Origin of the sequence: Lactobacillus rizhaonensis, from assembly GCF_036246345.1 — a bacterium.
Taxonomy (GTDB): domain Bacteria; phylum Bacillota; class Bacilli; order Lactobacillales; family Lactobacillaceae; genus Lactobacillus; species Lactobacillus rizhaonensis.
In genome coordinates this window covers 44,210-67,155 of sequence record NZ_BTTV01000008.1, presented here as the reverse complement: position 1 = coordinate 67,155, position 22,946 = coordinate 44,210, and the positions used below count along the sequence as shown (strand labels likewise).

General features: G+C 36.7%; 23 protein-coding genes and 3 tRNA genes. 1 reads left to right on the top strand and 25 read right to left on the bottom strand.

All coding sequences use genetic code 11. The features are described 5' to 3' along the window. Position 1: 1 nt before the first annotated feature. The 10 genes from trxA to AAA915_RS08795 form a co-directional block, all read right to left on the bottom strand. Positions 2 to 313 (bottom strand): thioredoxin, encoded by a 312-nt coding sequence (trxA, locus tag AAA915_RS08840; protein ID WP_046324452.1) that lies wholly within the window; start codon positions 311 to 313, stop codon positions 2 to 4. A gap of 85 nt (positions 314 to 398) precedes the next feature. Then, complete coding sequence (locus tag AAA915_RS08835) at positions 399 to 2,753, bottom strand: endonuclease MutS2 (RefSeq protein WP_338201590.1); 2,355 nt, start codon at positions 2,751 to 2,753, stop codon at positions 399 to 401. Between the two features lie 54 nt (positions 2,754 to 2,807). Continuing rightward, positions 2,808 to 3,113, bottom strand: coding sequence for a DUF1292 domain-containing protein (locus AAA915_RS08830; RefSeq protein WP_110445683.1), 306 nt, complete (start codon positions 3,111 to 3,113; stop codon positions 2,808 to 2,810). A 1-nt stretch (position 3,114) separates the two neighbouring features. Further along, on the bottom strand, positions 3,115 to 3,543 hold the full coding sequence (ruvX, locus tag AAA915_RS08825; protein ID WP_294604343.1) for a Holliday junction resolvase RuvX: 429 nt from the start codon (positions 3,541 to 3,543) through the stop codon (positions 3,115 to 3,117). After that, complete coding sequence (locus AAA915_RS08820; protein ID WP_038521496.1) at positions 3,543 to 3,800, bottom strand: IreB family regulatory phosphoprotein; 258 nt, start codon at positions 3,798 to 3,800, stop codon at positions 3,543 to 3,545. Before AAA915_RS08820 ends, ruvX begins: the two co-directional genes overlap by 1 nt. A gap of 52 nt (positions 3,801 to 3,852) precedes the next feature. Then, on the bottom strand, positions 3,853 to 6,492 hold the full coding sequence (alaS, locus tag AAA915_RS08815) for an alanine--tRNA ligase (protein WP_338201585.1): 2,640 nt from the start codon (positions 6,490 to 6,492) through the stop codon (positions 3,853 to 3,855). Positions 6,493 to 6,788: 296 nt separating this feature from the next. Beyond that, positions 6,789 to 7,619: an ammonia-dependent NAD(+) synthetase gene (gene nadE / locus AAA915_RS08810; protein WP_338201583.1), complete on the bottom strand. Its 831-nt coding sequence runs from the start codon at positions 7,617 to 7,619 to the stop codon at positions 6,789 to 6,791. Next, a complete protein-coding gene (locus AAA915_RS08805; RefSeq protein WP_338201581.1) occupies positions 7,616 to 9,094 on the bottom strand; it encodes a nicotinate phosphoribosyltransferase in 1,479 nt (492 codons plus the stop codon). The genes nadE and AAA915_RS08805 overlap by 4 nt, the downstream gene beginning before the upstream one ends. A 77-nt stretch (positions 9,095 to 9,171) precedes the next feature. Beyond that, positions 9,172 to 10,263, bottom strand: a complete 1,092-nt coding sequence (locus AAA915_RS08800; RefSeq protein WP_294604337.1) for a glycosyltransferase — start codon at positions 10,261 to 10,263, stop codon at positions 9,172 to 9,174. A 2-nt stretch (positions 10,264 to 10,265) separates the two neighbouring features. Beyond that, positions 10,266 to 10,997: a WecB/TagA/CpsF family glycosyltransferase gene (locus AAA915_RS08795; RefSeq protein ID WP_294604336.1), complete on the bottom strand. Its 732-nt coding sequence runs from the start codon at positions 10,995 to 10,997 to the stop codon at positions 10,266 to 10,268. A 125-nt stretch (positions 10,998 to 11,122) separates the two neighbouring features. On the opposite strand from AAA915_RS08795, the gene tagD reads away from it, so the two are divergent. After that, positions 11,123 to 11,509, top strand: a complete 387-nt coding sequence (gene tagD / locus AAA915_RS08790; protein WP_294604334.1) for a glycerol-3-phosphate cytidylyltransferase — start codon at positions 11,123 to 11,125, stop codon at positions 11,507 to 11,509. Between the two features lie 39 nt (positions 11,510 to 11,548). On the opposite strand, the gene AAA915_RS08785 is transcribed toward tagD, so the two are convergent. From AAA915_RS08785 to AAA915_RS08715, 15 genes are all read right to left on the bottom strand, one after another. Beyond that, positions 11,549 to 12,247 (bottom strand): GntR family transcriptional regulator, encoded by a 699-nt coding sequence (locus AAA915_RS08785; protein WP_338201576.1) that lies wholly within the window; start codon positions 12,245 to 12,247, stop codon positions 11,549 to 11,551. An 85-nt stretch (positions 12,248 to 12,332) separates the two neighbouring features. Beyond that, positions 12,333 to 13,445 carry a hypothetical protein gene (locus AAA915_RS08780; protein WP_338201574.1) on the bottom strand — a complete coding sequence of 371 codons (1,113 nt, stop codon included), beginning with the start codon at positions 13,443 to 13,445 and terminating at the stop codon, positions 12,333 to 12,335. A gap of 217 nt (positions 13,446 to 13,662) precedes the next feature. After that, a tRNA-Gln gene (locus AAA915_RS08775) sits at positions 13,663 to 13,734 on the bottom strand. Positions 13,735 to 13,741: 7 nt separating this feature from the next. Then, a tRNA-Tyr gene (locus AAA915_RS08770) sits at positions 13,742 to 13,823 on the bottom strand. A 62-nt stretch (positions 13,824 to 13,885) separates the two neighbouring features. Further along, entirely contained in the window at positions 13,886 to 15,067 is a 1,182-nt protein-coding gene (locus AAA915_RS08765; RefSeq protein ID WP_338201572.1) for an aminotransferase class I/II-fold pyridoxal phosphate-dependent enzyme, read from the bottom strand. Between the two features lie 154 nt (positions 15,068 to 15,221). Further along, positions 15,222 to 15,932: a glycerophosphodiester phosphodiesterase family protein gene (locus AAA915_RS08760; RefSeq protein WP_338201570.1), complete on the bottom strand. Its 711-nt coding sequence runs from the start codon at positions 15,930 to 15,932 to the stop codon at positions 15,222 to 15,224. A 197-nt stretch (positions 15,933 to 16,129) separates the two neighbouring features. Beyond that, positions 16,130 to 16,201, bottom strand: a tRNA-Gln gene (locus AAA915_RS08755). A gap of 90 nt (positions 16,202 to 16,291) precedes the next feature. Beyond that, on the bottom strand, positions 16,292 to 16,807 hold the full coding sequence (locus tag AAA915_RS08750; RefSeq protein ID WP_338201567.1) for a GNAT family N-acetyltransferase: 516 nt from the start codon (positions 16,805 to 16,807) through the stop codon (positions 16,292 to 16,294). Between the two features lie 70 nt (positions 16,808 to 16,877). Then, positions 16,878 to 17,936: an SEC10/PgrA surface exclusion domain-containing protein gene (locus tag AAA915_RS08745; RefSeq protein ID WP_338201565.1), complete on the bottom strand. Its 1,059-nt coding sequence runs from the start codon at positions 17,934 to 17,936 to the stop codon at positions 16,878 to 16,880. A 120-nt stretch (positions 17,937 to 18,056) separates the two neighbouring features. Then, entirely contained in the window at positions 18,057 to 18,878 is an 822-nt protein-coding gene (locus tag AAA915_RS08740) for a PTS system mannose/fructose/sorbose family transporter subunit IID (RefSeq protein WP_338201563.1), read from the bottom strand. Continuing rightward, a complete protein-coding gene (locus AAA915_RS08735) occupies positions 18,862 to 19,650 on the bottom strand; it encodes a PTS mannose/fructose/sorbose/N-acetylgalactosamine transporter subunit IIC (RefSeq protein WP_122025733.1) in 789 nt (262 codons plus the stop codon). The genes AAA915_RS08740 and AAA915_RS08735 overlap by 17 nt, the downstream gene beginning before the upstream one ends. Positions 19,651 to 19,657: 7 nt before the next feature. Beyond that, positions 19,658 to 20,134 carry a PTS sugar transporter subunit IIB gene (locus tag AAA915_RS08730; protein WP_338201560.1) on the bottom strand — a complete coding sequence of 159 codons (477 nt, stop codon included), beginning with the start codon at positions 20,132 to 20,134 and terminating at the stop codon, positions 19,658 to 19,660. A gap of 11 nt (positions 20,135 to 20,145) precedes the next feature. Next, positions 20,146 to 20,850 carry a GntR family transcriptional regulator gene (locus tag AAA915_RS08725; RefSeq protein ID WP_338201557.1) on the bottom strand — a complete coding sequence of 235 codons (705 nt, stop codon included), beginning with the start codon at positions 20,848 to 20,850 and terminating at the stop codon, positions 20,146 to 20,148. 15 nt (positions 20,851 to 20,865) lie between these two features. Further along, on the bottom strand, positions 20,866 to 21,843 hold the full coding sequence (locus tag AAA915_RS08720) for an SIS domain-containing protein (protein ID WP_338201555.1): 978 nt from the start codon (positions 21,841 to 21,843) through the stop codon (positions 20,866 to 20,868). 93 nt (positions 21,844 to 21,936) lie between these two features. Continuing rightward, positions 21,937 to 22,914 carry an SIS domain-containing protein gene (locus tag AAA915_RS08715; protein ID WP_122025729.1) on the bottom strand — a complete coding sequence of 326 codons (978 nt, stop codon included), beginning with the start codon at positions 22,912 to 22,914 and terminating at the stop codon, positions 21,937 to 21,939. Positions 22,915 to 22,946 lie beyond the last annotated feature (32 nt).

Here is a 22,946-nt window from a genome sequence, read left to right as displayed (position 1 = left end):
TTTAATTTGTGTATTGATCCAAAATTTGACTCAATTTTGCTTTAGGTGTGTAACCAGTAATGCGATCTACGATTTCACCGTTTTTCTTGATTAGCAAAGTCGGAATAGCCATAACTCCTAAAGAACTTGGTACTTCTTTATTTTGATCAACATCCATTTTGGTAAATTTAACGTCTTGTCTCTCTTCGGCCAATTCATCAACAACTGGAGATTGCATTTTACATGGACCACACCAAGTTGCCCAAAAGTCTGTTAACACGACACCATCTTTTGTTTCTTCTTCAAAGTTTTGATCTGTAAGCTCATCAACCATTGAAAAAACCTCCTTTAGGGAAAAACATTATTCTATTGATATTTTCATTATAGCAACCAGACTTACTTTTTACAAGTAAAGTAAATTATTGTAAATGAACAATGGTTGCACCATTTCCGCCCTCGTTTGCTGGAGCGTAATTATAGCTTTTAACATGTTTATTTGACCGTAAATATTGCCAAACGCCTTTTCTAATTGCACCAGTACCTATGCCATGAATAATGGTAACAACATCCAAACCAGACAATAGAACTGAGTCAATATAGCGATCTAAATTAGTCATTGCTTCATCATAACGCTGACCGCGCAAATCTAGCTCACTTTTAGCATTACTGCGCCTGTTTGCACTAACTGCACGTACTTTAGGGTGTGTTTGCGCCTTTTCATGCTGAATGCTTTTCTCAATATCACGATCACTGACTTTAACTTTAATAATACCCATTTGGACCTCATATTCATGTTCGGACAGTTTTTTGGTAATCGTACCAGTTTGTCCGTACGACAGTACCTTTACCTGATCACCTACATTAACATGATGCCTTCTTTTTTCGCGCTGTAAAACTCGATTATGAGCCAGATTCTCATTTTGTCGTTCAAGCTGATTAAATTCACCCTTGGCTGCAATGAGTTCGTTTTGTTTAACATTCCCTTTTTGCTGCTCAAGTTGTGCAATGATCTTATCAGCTTTTTTACGGCTTTTAGCAACTACTTCATTAGCTCTTTCCTGAGCAAATTCCAACTGTTTTTGCACACGTTGATTATACCAGTCGAGCGCTTGTTGCAATTTCTTTTCCAGCTTTTTAGCACGATCAAGACTGGTAGTCAAATGACTGCGGGCATCTGAGGCAGCCTTAGTTTGCTTCGTTAACTCAGTAATCATTTGGTTAATATCGACGTTTTCATCACTCATTAGCCCTTGAGCTTTTTTAACTACATCTTCGCGCATTCCCAGCCTGCGGGCAATTGCAAATGCATTACTATGACCGGGAATACCAATTTGTAAACGGTATGTTGGCGACAATGTCTTAAGATCGAACTCCATTGATGCATTAGTTGTTCTTTCACGATTATAGCCATATAGTTTCAGTTCTGGGTAATGGGTAGTGACGATAATTTTAGCTTTCTTTTGCCGTAAAAAATCCAAAATGCTGATTGCAAGACTTGCACCTTCCTCTGGGTCCGTTCCCGCACCAATTTCGTCAATCAAAACCAGTGTCTTGGCATCGACCTTTTTCATTATTTTGACAATGCCATTAATATGTGAAGAAAAGGTACTGAGAGATTGCTCAATAGATTGTTCATCCCCAATATCAGCACAAATGTCTTCAAAAACACCGGCTTTGCTTCCCTCTGCTGCTGGAATAAACAGGCCTGATTGCACCATTAACTGTAAAATACCCACTGTTTTTAATGTAATCGTTTTTCCACCAGTATTAGGACCAGTAATCAACATGGTATCGTAGTCTTCACCCAGACGAATATCATTGGCAATAACTGTCTCCGGATTAATTAAAGGATGTCTTGCTTGTAAAAATACCAGTGACTGATTGTCAGTTAGCTTAGGTTCAGTCGCTTTCATAGCATGAGCTAGTTTCGCTTTTGCCTGAATAAAATCGAGTTTAACTAAAGCGCCAGCAATCGTATCAATGCTACCAGCTTCCGGCCGCACCAAATCAGACAAGTTACGGAGAATATGACTGATCTCTCTTCTTTCTTGTGCCAAAAGGTTTTGTTGACGATTATTAAGATTTAAAACTGCACTGGGTTCAACAAAAAGCGTTTGTCCACTTGCACTTTGATCATGAACGACACCACCAAATTTATTGCGATATTCTTGTTTGACCGGAATAACATAACGTTCATCACGAATTGTCACAATCTGCTCTGACAAATACTTGCTGGTGCCGCCCTTTATATAGCCATCCATTTTCTCTTTAATTTCTGCATCATTGCTTTTGATTTCATGACGTAAACGAGCTAGTTCACTAGAAGCAGTATCAAGCACTTCTCCATCAAAATCCAGTGAAAGTTTAAGTTTTTGATACAGACTTTGAGGTACATCTAATTGTGCCAAAATAGAATCTATTGCTGTTAAATCTAGTTTCTCCTCATCAACTTCGCCAAAAAATTCATTTGTTTCATTTGCAAGTGCCAAAACTAACAATAAATTACCTAATTCCTTAGCGTTTAAGTTTGCCCTGATCCGCAAACGCTTGGTACTTGGCTTAACATCAGCAAAATCTGTCAGTGGCAGCTGCCCTTTAACCCGCAAAATATCAGCACCAGCAAGGGTTTGCTTCAAGGCAAGTTCGACTTGAGCAAAATCATTACTCGGCAGTAAGTTAAAAGCTGCCATTTTGGCTGGTGTAGTAACTGCCATTTGTTGCAATTGTTCAGTAATTTTGGCAAATTCTAAAGTTTTTAATATTTTATCATTCATTATTTTTCTAAATTATTAATCTTTAATAAAAAAGGCTGGCCTAGCCAGTCTTTTTTATTCACCACTTAAACGGTCATCGTCCAAAAATGTATTTAAAACTCCTTGGACCATGTTCCATTCATCATCCGCTTCAATCTCGTGTAAATCACTACTGGTAACATCACCTGCGGAATCAGAGTCATAACTAAATGCCAAGACCTCAATTTCGTCATCATCACTAGCAGCTGCCGGATAGAGCAAAACATATGATTTATCATAGTCATCTGAATGAAATGTAAATAAAATTTCGTATAATTCCTCATTACCCTGATCATCAATCAAGGTAATCTGACGGTCATCACCGTTAACTTCTTGTGCCATATTAATCCTTTCGGTTTAGATCCAAATAATTCTGTAAAATCAAAACAGCAGCCATTTGGTCAATAACTTCTTTGCGCTTATGACGATCGTGCATTTCTGCCTCTTCAACTAAAACTCTTTCAGATTCTACTGTCGTTAGTCTCTCATCTAAATAATGCACTGGCAAACCAAACTTTTTTTCAAGTCTTTCACCATATGCTTTACTGCGAGTAACTGAAGCACCTGAAGAGCCGTTCATGTTTTTAGGCAGACCCAGCACAAATCCTTCTGGTTCATATTGGCGTACAATTTTTTTAATTGCACGCATACCAAAATTATAACGCGTTTCATCGATTGGAATGGTTTCAACCATCTGCGCAGTTATTCCTAATTCATCACTAACAGCAACGCCTACTGTCTTTGATCCAACATCTAAACCAACTAGTCGCATTATTTATCTTTTCCAAGATAATTTTTGACAAGCTCTTCAATAATTTCATCGCGTTCATGCTTCAAAATTAAATTACGAGCATCATTATGCCGTGGAATATAAGCCGGATCGCCAGACAATAAGTAACCGACAATTTGGTTAACTGGATTATAACCTTTTTCTTCTAAAGCATTATAAACGTCCTGCAAAGTATCATGTACATTTTTGCCTTTATTTTCGTTAAAGTCAAAATGCATTGTCTTATCTAGCGAACTCATAATTATTCCTCCTAGCATAATTTTACTTGAAAAACAGCACAAACTCAATTAATTATTTTTTGGAAATCATTGTAACCACTGTCTGAATAGCCTTTTCAAGACCTTCGGGTTTTTTGCCACCAGCTTGAGCCATGTTTGGTCGGCCGCCGCCGCCACCACCAAAGATTGGTGCGACTTGTTTAATTAGAGCGCCTGCCTTAAGCCCCTTTGCCAAAGCTTTATCACCCAAGCTAATAATCATATTGGCTTTGCCATCACTGGCAGTTCCTAAAACAAGCACATCAGACTTCTGACCACTCTTCCAAGTATCCGCGAACTCACGCAAATCATTCATCCCACCGGCATCAACTTTTTGGGCAATAATGGACAAATCTCCTGCTTGTTTTACATCATTAAAAATTGTATTTGCTTTACTCTGATTAATTTGCAGATTCAGATCTTCAACCTGCTTTTGACTATCATGTAATTCTTGTTCAAGGGAATCAACCTTATCAATAATATCTTCGGGCTTGGTTGATTTTACTTCCGCTTGAATTTCATCCAATAGTTCAGACCTATTAGCCAGATATTCATAAGCCTTTTTAGAAACAACTGCTTCAATTCTTCTCATACCTGCACCAATGGCAGATTCAGAAATGATTTTAAAAATACCTATTTGGTTAGTGTTGGCACAATGAGTACCACCACAGAACTCAATAGAGAAATCTTGCATTTGCACAACTCTAACTTTATCACCGTATTTCCCGTCAAACAAAGCCAAAGCTCCCATTTTTCTACCAGTATCAGGATCAGTAATAGTAGTTTTGACATCAATAGCTGCCCAAATCTTTTGATTTACCAAGTTTTCAACTGATTTAATTTCCTTAGCAGTCATTGGTTCAAGTGCAGTAAAGTCAAAGCGCAAATAATCAGGTTCCACCAAACTGCCGGCTTGATGCGTATGTTCACCCAGAACGCTTCTCAAAGCCGCATGCAACAAGTGTGTAGCTGTATGTGAGTGGCGTAGGCCTTCGCGGCGAACCCGGTCGATTTTTAATGTGTATTCTTCACCCTTTTTCAATGGCAAAATCACATCGACAAAGTGCATATTTTGATCATTTGGAGCGTGCTGTACGTCAGTTACCTGAGCAACCAGTTCGCCTTCCTGATTATAGATATTACCGTGATCGGCTACCTGACCACCACGTTCACCGTAAAAAGGAGTCCGGTCAAAAATCAAAACTGCATTGTCGCCATCCGCTCTATCAACTAATTGATCATTAACTATAATATCAATTAATTTGGCATGTTTTTCTTCATAAACACCATACTCAAACTCTGATTTATCCTTTAAGTTCATCAAAGTTTCATCCTGTGCACCCATTGATTGCAGATTACCGCGAGCTTTACGCGCACGTTCTTTTTGGGCCTTCATCTCAGCATCAAAGCCTTTTTGATCAACTTTCAAGCCAGCATCCTGTGCAGTTTCAAAAGTCAACTCATAAGGAAAACCATAAGTATCAAATAACTTGAACGCATCTTTACCGGTAATTGTTTTATCTTCCGATTTTTGGGCCTTGGCAATTAAGTCATCAAGTAAAGTTAGTCCAGATTCAAGAGTTAGCTGGAATCTTTCTTCTTCATTTTTGATTACTTTGGCAATGAAGTCCTTTTGATCTGTAACCTCTGGGTAATGGCTCTCCATAATTTTACCGACCACTGGAACAAGTTTATAAAGAAATGCACCTTTAATGCCCAACCTTTGACCATTTAAATCTGCCCGCCGGATCAAGCGCCGTAAAACATAGCCTCTACCTGTATTTGATGGCAGTGCACCATCAGCAATGGCAAAACTGACAGTCCGCACATGATCAGCAATAATCTTAAAGGCTGTTGTATCCGCTTTATTTGTACCGTACTTTTTAGCAGCAGTCATTTTTTCAGTTTCATGAATAATTGGCAAGAAGAGGTCAGTTTCAAAGTTAGTTGGTGCATCTTGTAAAATAGACAAAACACGCTCCAAGCCCATACCGGTATCAATATTCTTATGCGGTTGATCTACATATTTGCCATTTGCCAAATGATTATATTGTGAAAAGACAATATTCCAAATTTCCAAGTAACGGGCATTTTCACCGCCAGGGAAGTTTTCAGGATCATCTTCTGCCACATCGTTATTTTCTTGACCACGATCATAGAAAATTTCAGAGTCAGGTCCACAGGGGCCTTCACCAATATCCCAGAAATTTTCTTCCAGTTTAACAATATGATCTTCAGGCATACCAACCTCAAGCCAAATTTTATGTGCTTCTGTATCTTTAGGATAAACCGTACAGTAAAGTTTTTCTTTATCTAAATCGAGCCAGTCAGGACTGGTTAAAAATTCCCAAGCCCAGGTAATCGCTTCTTTTTTGAAATAATCACCCACAGAAAAGTTGCCCAGCATCTCAAAAAAGGTCTGGTGCCTGGCAGTTTTACCAACATTTTCAATATCATTGGTTCTGATTGACTTTTGTGAGCTCGTAATACGATGGTTCTTGGGCACTACTGAACCGTCAAAATACTTTTTCATCGTTGCCACACCAGAATTAATCCACAGCAATGTTGGGTCATCTTGCGGAATCAAAGATTGACTGGGCAATACCATGTGGCCATGCTGCTTGAAGAAATCCAAAAACATCTGTCTAAATTCTGAACTTGTCAGTTTCTTCATCAAATATATCTCCCTTTTTGCCAAAATAAAAACACCGTTGCTTATCTTAAGGACGCCTTTAAACGCGGTACCACCTCAATTGCAACAGTGCTTGTTACCTCTTAATTATTTTTATTTATTTGAACTGTAAGGAGCATCTTTTAAGTAACAGTAAGCCATTTTCACCAGGTGGCTCTCTCTTTAAACTGTTATTCTTAAAAAACATATCTTAAGTTAACAGTAATTGTACTACTTGCACAGTTTTTGTCAATAACAGGCCTATTAAGGCAAAATTTAAAGTCTAAATGCCCTAGTCCTTATTTACGATAAAAATCATCAAAAACAGTTACAGGCAAATGCCGTTTGTGTTCACTCTTACGCCATAAAGATTCAATTTTTTCAGCGACTTCTTCAGAAACTTCGTGCCCTTCTAAATAATCATCAACATCCTGATAGCTGACGCCAAGTGCAACTTCATCGGGTAAGCCTGGTTTATTTTCTTCCAAGTCTGCTGTTGGCACTTTTTGGTATAGATGCTCCGGACAATTTAACACTTTGAGCATCTGTTTTCCTTGGCGCTTGTCTAAACGAAACAGCGGTGTCAAATCTGCTGCACCATCACCATATTTGGTATAAAAGCCGCTGAAGTTTTCAGCTGCATGATCTGTACCCACCACTGCACCATTATGGGCACCAGCAATAGCATACTGCACCACCATGCGCTCGCGCGCCTTAATATTGCCCTTATTAAAATCAGTAATTTTCTGCCCAGCTTCATTTAAAGTAGAAACTAAGGCATCAACAGCCGGTTTAATATTAACTACCAAGTCTCGATCAGGCTTCTGAAAGGCAACAGCATCTGCCGCATCCTGTGCATCAGCTTGAACTCCATAAGGCAAGCGCACTGCAATAAATTGGTATGATTTATCGCCTGTTTCACTCCTCATTTCAGAAATTGCCATTTGACACAGTTTTCCTGCTAACGTAGAGTCTTGCCCACCAGAAATACCTAACACATAAGACTTTAAGAAGGTATTTGCTTTGAGATAATCTTTTAAGAAATCAACTGACCGTCTAATTTCTTTTTGCGGATCAATTTGAGGCAAAACATGCTCATATTTTATAATCTCTTTTTGTAAAGGTCTCATTGTGCAGTATCTCCTTTATTGATTTTAGTGCGAATATCCTGAATAATGGTCATTTTACTGTCATATAAATCTTGAGACAGGTCAACAGGGTATTCCTGCGGATTCAAACTACGCTTATATTCATCCCATAGTCCGTCTAGATTGGCTGCACAAAAGTTCTTAATATCTATTAGTTTAGGCTTTTGGTATGTCAATTTGCCTTTAACAAAAATGTCTTTTAAAAGTGGTTCAGCAGTATAATCAGTCACCACTTTATTAATATAAGAATATTGTGGATGAAACATATACAGCGAATCAAATTTGCGCGGATCTATGCCAGCTCGTGCAATCCAGTCACCTTCATTTTTCTTAGCAGTATTAGCTGAGATACGCCAGACTTGTTTTTTACCTGGAGTTGATACCTTTTCTACATTCGAAGAAATTTTTAAAGTGTCACGCATACGGTGCTGACTATCTTCAATTGAAACTAATTTGTAAACAGCTCCTAATGCAGGCTGGTCATAAGCCGTAATATATTTAGTCCCTATTCCCCAAACATCAATTTTTGCTCCCTGCATCTTTAAACTGGTAATCGTAGTTTCATCCAAATCATTTGATGCAAAAATTTTAGCGTCAGTGTAACCAGCATTATCCAGTTCCCGGCGTACCTGCTTTGAAATATAGGCCATATCGCCTGAATCAATCCGCACGCCTTGGAAGTTAATCTTGTCACCCATTTCGTCGGCAACTCGGATTGCATTTGGTACACCGCTTCTAACCGTATCATATGTATCTACTAGAAAGACACAATCTTTATGTGTTTCCGCATATGCCTTAAATGCTTCATATTCGCTGCCAAAAGCTTCCACCAAGGAATGGGCATGTGTACCAGAAACTGGGATACCAAACAATTTACCTGCACGAACATTACTGGTAGAATCAAAGCCACCAATATAAGCGGCACGGGTGCCCCAAATAGCTGCATCCGCTTCCTGCGCACGCCTGGTACCAAATTCCATAACTCCGTCGCCTTGAACGGCCAGCTTGACTCTGGCAGCTTTAGTTGCCAGTAAAGTCTGGTAATTAATAATATTTAAGATGGTGGTCTCAACCAATTGACATTGCGCAAGTGGACCCTCAACTTGCAATAAGGGTTCATTTGCAAAAGCAATCTCTCCTTCAGGCATCGATCGTACAGTAAGCTGCATTTTCAAATGACGTAAATAATCAATAAAATCGTCATCATAGCCAATTTCTTCTTTTAAATATTTAAAGTCACTTTCTTTAAATTTCAGGTTTTGTAAATATAAAATGACGTGTTCTAAGCCTGCATATACGGAATAGCCATTGCCAAAAGGCTCTTTACGATAGTAAACTTCAAAAACAGCATTGCGTTCAGAAATACCTTTTTTAAAGTAGGTATACATCATATTAATTTCATACAAATCTGTATGAAGGGTTAATGAATCGTCTTCATCCAATTCTTGGTAAAACATTCTGTCCTCTTAACTAAATCCACTAATATTTTTGTTTTATTATAAACATTTGTGGCCTTTTTAACAAACTTACCAATTTAAACGATATTATGGTATACCCGTAAAATACTACTTAGCTGCTGGTGTAACGAAAAATGCCGCTCAACATAATTTTTCTCAATTTGTGCCATTTCTCTAAGCTGAGTTTTAGACGTATTCACAGCTTGCTTTAAAACTGAACAAATTGAATCTATATCACCGATTTTTGCAACAAAGCCATGTTTGTTATCCGGTATCATCATGCTAATATCACCAACGGCAGTTGACAAAAGTGGTAACAGATTATCGCTTGCTTCCAGCAACACTAGAGGAAAACTCTCAGAATAAGATGTCAGAACAGCCAAATCCATTCTACGATAAAGATTTTTTAACTGTTTATGTGTCATGAAACCTTGAAAAGTTACTTGTGGGCCTAAGTTTAATTTTTGCGTCAGGTCCTTTAGTGATCTTAATTGAGAACCGTCTCCAGCAATAAACAAATGAACATTAGCATTATTTAACTGTTTTAGAGCCTGCAGTAACAAGTCTTGACCCTTAACTTTTTCAGCTCTAGCTACGTTTACAATATTAAAGTTGGGATGCTCGTATTTAGCAGGGATTTGACTGTCTGCATGAAAAAAAGTACCGTTATAAATCACGTGAACTTTTTGCTGCTTGATTCTGGCTTTTTTAACTAGCAAATCGGCAAATCTTTTAGTAACAGCAAAAACGCAATCAGCTTTACGAATGGCCTGAATGTTTAATTTTGTAAAAATTTTTCCTGTAACGCCGCGATCAGTAAAATCAAGATAAGGATTGGAATGAACGGTTACACACCATTTAGCGGTAATTTTGTGCCTAATTAAGGAGACAAATAAGTTAGCCCGCGCACCATGTGTGTGCACAATACTAAAGTCAGCATTATTAATAAAATTAGCCAGCTTATTTAAGCCGCCCAAGTCATAGCGACTATTGATGCCTAAAACTTGCACTTTTAATTGTGCAGTTCGTGCAGCTTGGGCAACTGGGCCATCGGCTAAACATAATAACGTAAAATCCTGCTGTTCATTTTTTGCCTGTTTTAGCAAGTTAATAATATGAGTTAAGCCACCACCATTTTCAAGCCCGGCATTAACATGCAATACCTTCATAATTAGATTTTTTCCTTTTTTGATTGATAGACTTCATGCACAAAATGAGGTAAAATCGTCATTCGCTTCAAGCGTGATGGATTTTTAAGCAGACGGTAAAGCCATTCTAAATGGATATTTTGCCATGTTTGAGGAGCACGTTTCACTTTACCTGAAAAGACATCAAAGCTTCCCCCTACTCCCATCATTAAAGCTGGCAGGAGATTTCTTCGAAGAATAGATAGAAGCTGTTCTTGACGAGGCGAACCCAAAGCAGCAAAAACTAAATCAGGTTCTGTCCGTTCGATTTGGTAAGCAATCAGTTCTAGATCTTCTTTAAAATAACCATTTTCAGCTCCTACTAGCTGTATATCAGAATATTCACGCGCAATTTTAGCCTGTATTGTATGCATCACTTCTGAGCGAGCGCCAATTAGATAAACTCTGAGACCCCGATCATTTGCCAGCTTCATTAGCCAAGTAAATAAATCATAACCTGTTACCCGTTCTTTAAGTGGCTGACCTAAAATATGACTCGCTTTGACAATACCTATACCGTCAGCAGTAATATAGTCAGCATCATAAGTTAGGATCTTCATAAATTCAGGGTTTTCATTTGCTGACATGACAATTTCAGGATTGGCAGTAACAATAAAAGTTGATTGGTGGGTATTAATTCTGCCAATAAATTCATTTTGAAATTGATTAAAACTTTTATTATCGAAATTTACACCTAAAACATTTACCTTAGCCATAGCTATATCTCCTAATCCGCAATTTACCTTAATTTTACCAAAATAATAACCAGTTCAGAATACGCTTTACCTTTTCTATAAATATGATACTATTAACTCGTCAAAATGATAGGAGTACGGGAATTATGAAAAAAATAATCACTTATGGCACATTTGATTTACTGCATTACGGTCATGTTCGTTTACTAAAAAGGGCTCGTGAACTAGGCGATTATCTCATTGTGGGTCTGTCTACTGATGAATTTAACCAGTTGCAAAAGCACAAGGAATCCTATAATAATTATGCCGAACGCAAATATATTCTTGAAGCAATCCGCTATGTAGACCAAGTTATCCCAGAAAAAGGATGGGAGCAAAAAGTTAGCGACATTCAAAAATACGATATTGATACTTTTGTTATGGGTAATGATTGGAAAGGCAAGTTCGACTTTTTAAAGCCATACTGTCAAGTAGTTTATTTGCCACGCACACCAGGAATTTCCACCACTAAAATCAAAGATGATTTAAAATAAAAAACTCTGAACTAACTAAACACAGTTAATTCGGAGTTTTTATTTGGCAAAGGTAAATTCAAAGCGATCTGCAACATAGTTTGCCCTTGTATATTCAAATGGCATACCATTTGATAATTCTGTTACCTGCAAGCGAGTGATTAATGCTTCACCTTTTTTGGCATCAAGAAGTCTAGCTGAGTTTTCATTTGCAACAGCTGCAGAAATATATTCTGTTACACGTCCTACTTTATAGCCATTTTTTTCCAATGTTTGGTATAAATGTGAAGAAATATCAGCTTTCGACATATTTTTAACCAAGTTTTGCGGAATAGAAACGACTTCATAACAAATTGGCACATCATCCGCATAACGAATACGTTCCATCCGTAGCACTTCCTGTTTGTCATCCAAATTAAGACGCTCCATCTCTGATAAGGAGGGCTTACCAAAACGATAGGATATTAGCTTACTTGAAGGTGTTTGACCATTTGCATGAGTTATATCAGTAAAAGACATAACACCTGACATTTTTTCCTGCACTTTTTGATTGGCAACATAGGTACCACTACCAACTCGCTGCTCTAAAATGCCTTCATCTTCTAAAGTTTTAATTGCTTGACGCAAAGTCATCCGCGAGACGCCAAATTTTTGAGCCAACTGTCTTTCCGCTGGAATTTTACTACCAACTTGATAGTCGTGATTTTCAATTTCACGTTTGATTTGATTATGAATTTTGATGTACATTGGTTCTTCCATAAATACACCCCCATTACACATCTTATTATAATACAAATTGGTCTACTTCGCATGATATGCTACAAATTATAATAAAGCAAGCTATTTATTTTTTAGTGGTCCACTTCATGCCCCACAAACGAAACTCCGCATTTTGTCCACACTCCACCATAATGGAATCATCACTTGTTGCGATCACACTAGCATGCATGTGAGCTTGATTTTCAACAGCTAAAGTAGCACCATTAGAATTAAAAATTAGATCATGGCCCTCAAATTCTGCTTGATCACTAAGAACTAAAAAATACTCATACTCATTTCCGCCATTAAAAGTTGCTCGTCTAGAATTGCAATTAACTTTATTTTGAAAATCGGCATGATTAACAATAACAGAATTATTCAGGGTGATTTGGGCTTCTCCTGTAGCAATCAAGCGGTCAATTCTACTATTTTGGATAATCACATGCGGCTCTTTTTCAAAATAAATACCACCTTTAAACTCACTGCCGATAATATTAATCCAAGTTTTATCCGTGATGAACATTGCCGTATCTTCTTTTGACAAAAGCATACTGTTTAGCATGTTTAGCCAAGCTTGTCCCTGAATAAGCAGTGCATTTACAACAGTATTATTAATATCTAATTCCACATTTGACTTGCTAAAAGTATCAATACTGCCATGAATACGTGAATTATTAATAACAGCAGTGCCATGACCCTCAAGTGCTAAAGCACCGATATCTTTCACAGTATTTTTAATAGTTGAGTCATTCATCTCTAAGCGAAAATTAGAATCAGCAAATAATGACACGGAGCCATTCATAACCACAGTTGAGAATAATTCCAAGGTGACTTTGCCATTGGCAGCAATAACCGCTGTATCACCACCAAAACCCTTGACAATACAGTTACGCAATGACAAAAAAGTATTAGCTTCGGCCGGAACGAACAAGCTATTCGCATCAGTTACTGTATTGATGCACAAATTCTCTAAATTAACAAACTGGCTGCCGGAATCAATATTGACAAAGCCTAATATTGTTGTGTCTTCTGGAAGATTACCTGTCCCCTTAATAGTAATATCAGATAAGAAAATTCCTGCTGGTAATTCATAAAATCCCGGCTCCAGAAGCAAAACATCATCTGCACGTAAATCATTTAAGGCATTGTGCCAGCTAATTTCCTTACCTCCAGCACCAACGCGCACAAGTCTTGACATATATTTCCCTTCTTAATAAAAGTTAGCTCTTACTATTGTACTATCATTGAAATGAAAATAGGTAAACTTTAACAACCAAATTTTTAAGATTTAAAAAATCATTTGCAATAATTTAAGATAAAACGCTGAATTACCATTAATTATTTATTGAAAACAGATATGCAAATAACAAATCTGAGCCAATAAAAAAGACGGCTCTTGTAAGCCGTCTTTTTTATTGGGTTAGCTGGATTCGAACCAGCGCATACTAGTACCAAAAACTAGTGCCTTACCGCTTGGCTATAACCCAATGACGATGGAGGAGGGTGGATTCGAACCGCCGAACTCAGAGAGAGCGGTTTTACAGACCGCCGCGTTTAGCCACTTCGCTACTCCTCCGTCACGCACGATAATTATAATACCGAAAAACGTGCGCGATTGCAAGCAAAATTTGCCTAAAATTATTTCTTATTTTCTTTAACAAACTTTTCTAGTCGTTGAAGCCCCTTTTCAATTTGATCCATTGAAACAGCATAGGAGAATCTAATATAACCCTCTCCGCCTTCACTAAAGCTGGATCCGGCAGATACAGCAACGTGTGCTTTGTCAACCAGCTCATAAATGAACTTATTATCATCTTGCTCAAAACCATCTGGTATTTTAGCAAAAATGTAGAATGCACCTTGGGGTTTAGCACATTCAAAACCTATTTTGGTCAATCCGGTATATAAAGCGTCACGCCTTTTTTGGAATTCTTCTTTCATTGGCAAAGAATCATCCATGCCGTTTTTAAAAGCTTCTTCAGCTGCATCTTGCATAGGAGTTGGTTCAGTAGTCGTTATTGCTTGGTGAATTTTTGCAATTTGTTGCAAAATATCTTTTGGCGCACAGACAATACCAATCCGGTAACCAGTCATGGCCCATGACTTGGAAACGCCGTTCATTAAAATTACTTGGTCATGCAATGATTTTTCCATTGACGCATGAGGTTGATCATAGTTCAATTCACTATAAATTTCATCACATAGTGCAAAAATTGGTTTATCGCGAATAACATCCGCTAAAGCATCCAATTCATCTTGACTATACATTACCCCAGTTGGATTAGTAGGATAATTCAAAACCAGCATGCGAACTCGGTCACCATATTTGTCAATTACCTTTTGCAATTTTTCAGGAGTCAATTTGAAACCATCATTTGATGTGTTTACTTTAACTATTTCAATGCCTGCACTAATTAAACCTGCATCACTCATATAAAGTGGGAACAACGGAGTAGGAACAACCATAATATCGCCAGGATTCAGAGTTGCCATAACTGAATCAAAAATTGACTCAGTAACACCATTTGTAACCAAAACCTCAGTTTCGGGATCATAATTTTGACCATATTTTTTACTTAAAAATTGACTTGCTGCTTTACGCAAACCAATTGTTCCGTTTGAAGGAGCATAGTGAGAGTGGTTCTCATCAATTCCTCTTTTTGCTGCTTCCTTAACGTGATCTGGTGTATTAAAATCAGGCTCACCTAGAGTAAATTTCACAACATCCGGTATTTTACTGGCATAATCCGCAAATTTCAAAATCGGATTAGAAGGGGATTCAGCCAGACCTTTTCGTACATATTTAATTAAATCTGCCATGTTTTCACCTAACTTTCTTTTTAGTTATAAAAATTATACCTTTTACAAAATTATTTTTCTACAATATTTTTTTAATTTTAAACTAATTTAGCAAAAAAAGCCTTATAACTAGATAAGTTAAGGCCCTTCTACAAATATTGATTTTAATATTTAGTTATCCTTTTCCCTGTATTTGATCTCGTAATTTAATCATTAAAGGATAATTATTAGTAAAAATTCCCGCAACATGCTCTTGAAAATACTTCTTAGCTATTTGCGGATCATCAACTGTCCAAATTCGCTCGGTAACCGCTTCGCGCGTTGGAAGCAATTTACCTGGATGGATACCAGCAAAATGATTATCTTTGACCAGCTTAGCTGAATTAACTACTTCTTCATCCGTTAAGTAGCAATAAATTTGATTAGGATCAATTTCTTGACAGTTCTTCAGAGTAACATAGTCAAAGGATGAATAAATAATAGGATGTACAAAATGATATAGATAAGCCAAACTTAAAACAGTTTTTTCGATACCATGATAGTGAATGATTCCAGTTTTAAATTCCAAATTTATTTGAATATCTTGATTTTCAAGAAGCTCAAATAATTCCTGCAAAGTTGGCACGGGTTCGCCATTTGATAAATGTAATTTTCTCAGTCTTTTAAGGGTGAAGTCCTTGATATAACCGGTACCATCTGTTGTACGGTCAACTTTTTCATCATGCATAACTACGGGAACACCATCTTGTGTCAAGTGAACATCAAATTCAACACCTTCAGCACCATTTGCAACAGCATTACGAAAGCCTTCCATAGAGTTCTCTGCAAACTTAGCAGGGTAGCCTCTATGTCCAAATACAATTGTCTTACTTTTACCACTATTCATATTTTTGTATTAGTTAAACCTCATCAAAAAGATAAACATTACAAACAAAACATAATGAGTATAATAAACCCATTTAGTTATTTTTTAAATATGAAAGACTAAAAAAAGTAAAGAAATTTTGCAATGCATTTTTTGGCAAAAAAAGACAGATCTTTCACAGATCTGCCATTTTTCGGGTTGGGTGTTCGTAAGAACAATTGGGTTAGCTGGATTCGAACCAGCGCATACTAGTACCAAAAACTAGTGCCTTACCACTTGGCTATAACCCAATACCATTTGAGCTTTTACTTGATTGCCCAACATTAAATAGTATAGGAAATTGTGTCTTGCAAGTCAAGTGTAAAATGACTTTTTTATCGCTATAAATTTAATTCATAAGCGTTTCTGGCGCCATTTTCAGTTTGGTCAACCTGAACAATCCCCCGATATTCGAAGCCTAAACCTTTTATTAAGCCCTGCATCCGCTTATTGACCGCGTGGGTATCAATACGAAAGTTATGAATGCCAAGCATGAGACCGCGAGAAATTAAATTAGACATCATAAATTGGCTGAGGTGTTGCCCGCGAAATTTTGAACTAATGGCAATCCTGTGGATTGTGGCATATTGCTCCTTGTTATTAGCCCAGGCTCCAGCTATTTCTGCATAGTTAGGATCGGGGGACGTGAGCAATACTGCGACACCAGCTATTTCCTTATTTGCTACGAGACAGTATGCGCGCTTAAGATTTATATCCTCCGCTAGCATTTCACGATTAGGAGTACCATTCTGCCATTGAGGATTACCGTCTTTTTTTAGTAACACTTTTGCTTCATCAATAATGGTCATAATCCGATTAAGATCTTCTTTTTCAGCCATTCGCATATAAATTAACATTATTTTACCCTACTTAAAAATATATAGAAATAATTGTAAAACAAAAGCAGCCCAATTACTAGGCTGCTTTTTACGGTTTAAAACCTTTATTATACTTTTTGCTGTTAACTACATATGTGGGAACGCTAATAAAATGCAGAGAACAAACATTGTCATTATGGGAAATACTAAAGCCATAATAATTGTAATCTCCATCATGGAGCGACCCCTGTGTATTAAACAAATCTCCAGCATGCTCCCATTCTTGATAGTAGCTTCTGTTAGATCGTCCCTCTTCACCACTGCCAACATAACCAAAAATCATTTGTTTTAAGCCAAAATAAACGCTTTTCTTTAATTCGGTCATAGACATTGTCTGACTGATATTATAAAAGCCGGCCATATCTTCGACAAAATTATCATCAAGGTTAAGACCATTAGCATGGCAAGCACGAATAATTCCCGGAACATAGTGACTATCTTTAATAGTCTTATTATTTTTACTATATTCCAAGGCAATATCAGCTGCTAATTTACCGGTTCCATTACTTTCAACCCAAGGTGACAAATTCAAGTCATTCCTAGCTTCATTAATAAGACGAAGTGAAAAAGCAGTTAGATCGCCAATTTGCTTAGGTGTAAGCTGATTTAAGTCAACTTGAGTCATATCATCAGCTTTACTTTCAGATACTTTAAGACGGCTAAAATCATTAGATTTCATCCCTTGTATTGAAGCATTGACAAAATTTTTAGTAGGTTTGCCCTGATAAGCAAGTAGCAATTGGCTCTTGGTATAACCCTTTGGCAATTTCATTTTTGCCTGAGTATATACTCTGGGTGAACTTTTCTTAACGACTTTAACGTCTTTAGCTAAAATCCAGTGAGAATTGTTACCGATCTTATAAGCAGATCTTTTTTTCTTACCAATTTTTTTCTTCGCACTATATGGATAGCTATATTTAGCTTTTGCATAAAAATTAGAATGCTTTCCAGATATTTTATATAGGCGAACTTTCTTCTGCTTTTTAACTTTAACATAGCCCTTAATAGTGGCTGCTGCTACTTGTTCAGTCCCGCCTAGAGTTAATCCTGGAATGGTAATTAAAAAAATAATATTAACTACGGCAATAGCAAATTTGCTTTTCTTCATATTCTTCCTCGAGAGTTACTCTTAAATTGGCTCTTTATGGTACAAACTCAATTCTAAACTTATTATTAAAAATTGCCAATTAAATTATTTTTTCAATTAAGAAACAGTCTGTAATATTTATTATATTGACAAGAAATGAAGCCAAGTTCCTAAAATACTAAATGCTACAATTGATACTAAAATCCATACCACCTTTACTTTCTTTTTCAACATAGCAAAAATGATAAAAGTAGCCAATAATGGCAGCATGTTAGGCATAATAGTATTTAATATGCTTATTAAAGACTGGGCATTCTTACCAATACCTATTTTAAGAGGTGTATTGACAACAACAAGACTGGGAACCATAGAACCAATTACAAACATCCCTAAAATGGAAGCTTTATCTGAAATATTTTGAATAATATTGGTATCACTAAGTTTATTTAAAAAACTTGATCCCTGTTTATAACCAATTTTCAAACCAAAATAGCGAATTAATGTAGCCGGAATATTGTAAGCAAGTAAAAATAGAATAGGTCCCAGAATATTTCCAGCCTGACACAGAGAAATTGCAAGTCCAGTACAAATAATTCTCCAAGTAGATAGGAATAGTGAGTCACCAATCGCAGACAGAGGTCCCATCAAACTTATTTTAATGTTATTAATTAAGTCGGGTGAAAAATCAGCTGAAGAAGCATTCTTCTCTTCCATTGCTATCGAAGTCCCTAAAACAAGGGGTGCAAAAATGTTGGTAATGTTAAAAAATTGCATATGCCTTTCTAAAGCAATTTCCATTTGCCTTTTATCACCTTGATAAATTGACTTTAGAGCAGGTACCATTGCGTAACAATATCCCGTACCCATTTGTCTGGTGTATTCCCAAGAGGCACCCATGGTAAAAGTCCGCCAAAACGTCTTATGTAGGACTTTATTCATTTTGATATTAGAACTCATCGACATTGTCATCATCTCCTATCTGGCTGTTAGCCATATTGGGTTGATATTTTTTCTCATAAAAATACATGATTGCAATGACTGATGCGCCAAACAAAGCAACACCAATTATTGGTACTTTAAGATAAGTTGTTAACAAAAATCCAATAACAAAGAAAGGAATTATTTCTTTACGTAATATTTGTTCCAATAACATTGCAAAACCAAAAGCAGGTAAAATACCACTAGCAACAACTAATCCATCTTGAACGAACTGTGGAATGGCAGCAACTATTTCTTTGGAAAAACTATTACCAAAATAGAAGGCTAACATAATTAATATTACTGAGGGAACAAAATTAATTATGGTTCCACCCCAAAATGACATTCTACTTAATTTATCTGGCTCCCCAGCTTTGGCATAATCATCACATTTTTTGACGTACCAAGGACAAACGGCAACATAAGCAAAGTTTTGCACTAATAAAACCAACATGGAAAGAGGCAAGCCAAAAGCCAATGCCGCCGAAGTACCTTTTCCAGTTGAAATAGCAAAGACGGTTCCTAATACCCCAGCGGAGACCATATCCTGCGGCACGGATGCTCCAACTTCCACTACTCCAATATAAGCTAATTCTAAAGCCGCACCTATTTTAATACCGGTAGATAAGTCTCCTAATACTAGTCCGGTTAAAGGACCCATGACGATAGGCCTGGCCACCATACCACGTCCAGTCAAAAAATACTCACCATAACCAAATAGTGCGACTAATCCAATTAGAATTGTTTTTAAAAACATGAGCACACTATTCCTTTCTAAAATTTACGACTTTTTTTGCTTCTGATGGAACCTGTTGAATGAATATTTCCATTCCCTTTTCTTGTAGCTCCAGTAAATCTTTTCTATCTTGTGGCGTAACACCAACAGCAGCAGACAATGATTCTGCTTCAGCAGACGGGCTTGTACCGCCTAAATTTAATTCGTTTATCTTGATAGTTAATTTCTTCAATAGCCGATATGCATCATGAATACTGGCGACGACTACAAAAACATGATATTTATCTGTAACCCCGCTGTTAATAGAGTTTGCACTTTTAGCAATTGATTGAATCACTAATTTTGCACCTGCCGGCTTGGCAAGCTTCATTACGTTTTTTCTTAATTGATCACCAGCAACTTCATCATTTGCAATTAAAATACAATTAGCTCCAGTAGCACCGTACCATGCTTGTGCTACTTGACCATGAAGTAAGCGGTGATCTACTCTAAAAAAATTAATCACTTTTTCTTTCCTCATACGTGAAATTCATACCTGTCGGAAATTATGTAGTGCTTTCCGGCGTGTACTATATTGTTATTTTCATCTTCAACACACACTTGTAATAACAACAAAGGAAAGCCAACAGATTTTTTTAAGACTCTAGCTTCGCTGAGACTCGCTAAAGCAACACTAATAACCATATCACGTGACTTTAATTCTTTAATATGATATTGCCTGCGTAAAATTTGGTATAGAGATTTACTTAGATCGGCTTTCTCCAGTCCAGTAAATCGTGGTAAAGGAAAATAATTACATTCAAGCATTACGGGTTCATCTTCTACTGCATATACCCGTTCAACATAGAGAGCAACTTTAGTTTTCAAAGTAGTTTTCAAATTTTCAGGTGTTTCAACCTTTTTAATTTTAATTACTTTTGCATTAGCTTTAAACCCAGCGTTAGCAGCTGTTTGTGAAAAACTTTCGGCTGAAGGAGAACTAATAATCCTTTTTACCTTGCGTGGCTTACGGACAAATGTACCCACACCATGAATTTTTTCAATTAAGCCATCTTCAGCCAGGCCTGCGATAGCTTTGCGTAATGTTACACGACTAACATTAAATTGCTTACTTAATTCAAATTCGTTTGGCAATTTACTATTTGTTGGGTACTCACCTGTAATAATTTTTTGCTTGATTTTTTCCATTACTTGAGAATATAAAGAACCTGTTGCTGCCAAATGTCATCACTATCCTTAATATTTAACTTTGCCCATGTACCTTCTAACATCCAATGAATGATTATGCACATCAGCTAATTTTGATCTATATTCACAAAGAATAGTATAGAACAAAATTGGATTAAAGTACTCTGAAACCTTGTCATCTATCATGTCCAAGCCAAGTTCCTTAGCGTCAACAATTTCTATTTTTTCTGCGTATTTCTCTAAGAAAGTTTGTGCTCTTTCATCGAGAGCACGAGTGCGACCTAAACTCTTAATTAGAATATAAGGGGTGTTCTTATCTGTGACTTCAAATGGACCATGGAAGTATTCTCCAGAATGAATTGCTGAAGCATTTAACCATTGCATTTCCATCAAAGAACAGATAGCAAAACCATATGCATGACCAAAAGAAGGACCACTACCCAATACGTAAAACATTTCCTCATCTTTATACTTTTGCGCAAAAGCTTTTGTCCGTGGTTGAACCTGATCAATGGCATTAGCAACAACTGTATCTATTTTCTTAAAGCCGTCCTCAAATTGATCGACATAAGGGTAGTCTTCAATTCCATGTAATAATTTTGCAGTGGCATGCAACGTTATTGCCATCGGATTATTGACTACTTCAGCTTCATTACCCCATTCATAAATTATTTTAGCGTCAGAATAAGTAAGTAAATCTGCCTGTTTATTAAATGTTAATCCAATAGTAAAAGCTCCACGTTCTTGTGCAACCTTAGCTGCTTCGACTGTTTCGGGTGTGTTGCCACTGTGTGAGCAAACGAATACGATCGAATCTTTACCTAATTTTGCAGGAGTCACATGTACAAATTCGTTTGCAGTATACCAACCTGTAGATACTTTCTTTGCCTCTGCTTCTAGAAAATATTTTGAAACATATAAATCAACTAACGAACCACCACAAGCTGTAAAATAAATACTATTTATTTTTCCTTGATTATGATTTAAAGCATCTTTAACAACTTTGTTTACTGTATTGCTATCCATATTTTTGAACTCCTAATTTATGTTAAATTTTAGTATGACTATTTAATATAAAAGGATTCTACTTTCATAGAATCCTTTTAAAACTCTTTTCTATTAATAAGTAAGTTTCCACATATAACGACGCTTGGTTAACGGATGCTTTCTAGCCTTAGCAAGCTCTTCAGCATAAACACGCATTACACCAGTATGAATCATTGGATTAAAGTAATCAATTACATTTTCACTAGCAACTTCATTAAGACCGTAATCCTTAGCATCAATATTTGTTACTTGTGCATCAAATCTTTGTAAGAATGTCAAAGCACGGGCATCAAGATGACGAGTACTACCATCATTCATGAACAATAGATACGGCGCATCCTTTTCAGTAAGTTCAAATGGTCCATGGAAATATTCACCGGAATGAACTGTTGGAGCAGCAATCCATTGCATTTCCATAAACAAAAATGATGCTGTTGAATATGCAACACCAAGTGATGCACCACTGCTTAGTACAAAGATTTTCTTTTCATCTTTGTACTTTTCACCAAATTCTTTTGCAGAAGGCCCAACTGATTTCACTGCATTTTCAATTAAATCAGGCATGCCATTGAAAGCTGCAACAGCTTCATCGTAAAACTGATAACCTTCAAATTGCTTAACAATTTCAATAGCAAAGGCTAAGCAATATGACATTTTTTCAGTTTTAGCAGCATAATTTTCGTGGAAGCCATGAATAACTTTATATTCTGTTTCTTTAATAATAGGTGAATCATCTGCCATTGATAAAGTAATCAAGTGAGTACCTAATTCTCTAGCCTTTTTAGTTGCAGCTACTGATTCAGGAGTTGTACCTCCAAGAGAAGCAGTTATTACAATAGTATGCTCTCCCACTCCTTTTGGAGTATCATAGTTAAATTCATTTGCAGTATGAATTGAGGAAAGCAGTTTAGTACTTTCATGTGAAACGAAGTAATAACCTGGATACAAGTCGGCCATTGAAGCACCACAACCAACAAACATTACACGATCAATATCAGGTTGTTTTTCCTTAATATCACTTACAATAGATTTAACTTTTTCAAAATCCATAATTTATATAATCTCCTTATTTATTATAAAAA

Excerpts from the sequence above, each read along its gene's own strand:
- AAA915_RS08715 (WP_122025729.1), bottom strand. The coding sequence starts at position 22,914 with ATGGATTTTGAAAAAGTTAAATCTATTGTAAGTGATATTAAGGAAAAA.
- AAA915_RS08735 (WP_122025733.1), bottom strand. The coding sequence starts at position 19,650 with ATGTTTTTAAAAACAATTCTAATTGGATTAGTCGCACTATTTGGTTAT.
- AAA915_RS08750 (WP_338201567.1), bottom strand. The coding sequence starts at position 16,807 with ATGTTAATTTATATGCGAATGGCTGAAAAAGAAGATCTTAATCGGATT.
- AAA915_RS08740 (WP_338201563.1), bottom strand. The coding sequence starts at position 18,878 with ATGTCGATGAGTTCTAATATCAAAATGAATAAAGTCCTACATAAGACG.
- AAA915_RS08820 (WP_038521496.1), bottom strand. The coding sequence starts at position 3,800 with ATGAGTTCGCTAGATAAGACAATGCATTTTGACTTTAACGAAAATAAA.
- nadE (WP_338201583.1), bottom strand. The coding sequence starts at position 7,619 with ATGAGACCTTTACAAAAAGAGATTATAAAATATGAGCATGTTTTGCCT.
- AAA915_RS08745 (WP_338201565.1), bottom strand. The coding sequence starts at position 17,936 with ATGAAGAAAAGCAAATTTGCTATTGCCGTAGTTAATATTATTTTTTTA.
- AAA915_RS08720 (WP_338201555.1), bottom strand. The coding sequence starts at position 21,843 with ATGGATAGCAATACAGTAAACAAAGTTGTTAAAGATGCTTTAAATCAT.
- AAA915_RS08765 (WP_338201572.1), bottom strand. The coding sequence starts at position 15,067 with ATGGCAGATTTAATTAAATATGTACGAAAAGGTCTGGCTGAATCCCCT.
- AAA915_RS08780 (WP_338201574.1), bottom strand. The coding sequence starts at position 13,445 with ATGTCAAGACTTGTGCGCGTTGGTGCTGGAGGTAAGGAAATTAGCTGG.
- AAA915_RS08835 (WP_338201590.1), bottom strand. The coding sequence starts at position 2,753 with ATGAATGATAAAATATTAAAAACTTTAGAATTTGCCAAAATTACTGAA.
- AAA915_RS08785 (WP_338201576.1), bottom strand. The coding sequence starts at position 12,247 with ATGGAAGAACCAATGTACATCAAAATTCATAATCAAATCAAACGTGAA.
- AAA915_RS08800 (WP_294604337.1), bottom strand. The coding sequence starts at position 10,263 with ATGAAGGTATTGCATGTTAATGCCGGGCTTGAAAATGGTGGTGGCTTA.
- tagD (WP_294604334.1), top strand. The coding sequence starts at position 11,123 with ATGAAAAAAATAATCACTTATGGCACATTTGATTTACTGCATTACGGT.
- ruvX (WP_294604343.1), bottom strand. The coding sequence starts at position 3,543 with ATGCGACTAGTTGGTTTAGATGTTGGATCAAAGACAGTAGGCGTTGCT.
- AAA915_RS08805 (WP_338201581.1), bottom strand. The coding sequence starts at position 9,094 with ATGTTTTACCAAGAATTGGATGAAGACGATTCATTAACCCTTCATACA.
- trxA (WP_046324452.1), bottom strand. The coding sequence starts at position 313 with ATGGTTGATGAGCTTACAGATCAAAACTTTGAAGAAGAAACAAAAGAT.
- alaS (WP_338201585.1), bottom strand. The coding sequence starts at position 6,492 with ATGAAGAAACTGACAAGTTCAGAATTTAGACAGATGTTTTTGGATTTC.
- AAA915_RS08760 (WP_338201570.1), bottom strand. The coding sequence starts at position 15,932 with ATGAATAGTGGTAAAAGTAAGACAATTGTATTTGGACATAGAGGCTAC.
- AAA915_RS08795 (WP_294604336.1), bottom strand. The coding sequence starts at position 10,997 with ATGGCTAAGGTAAATGTTTTAGGTGTAAATTTCGATAATAAAAGTTTT.
- AAA915_RS08830 (WP_110445683.1), bottom strand. The coding sequence starts at position 3,113 with ATGGCACAAGAAGTTAACGGTGATGACCGTCAGATTACCTTGATTGAT.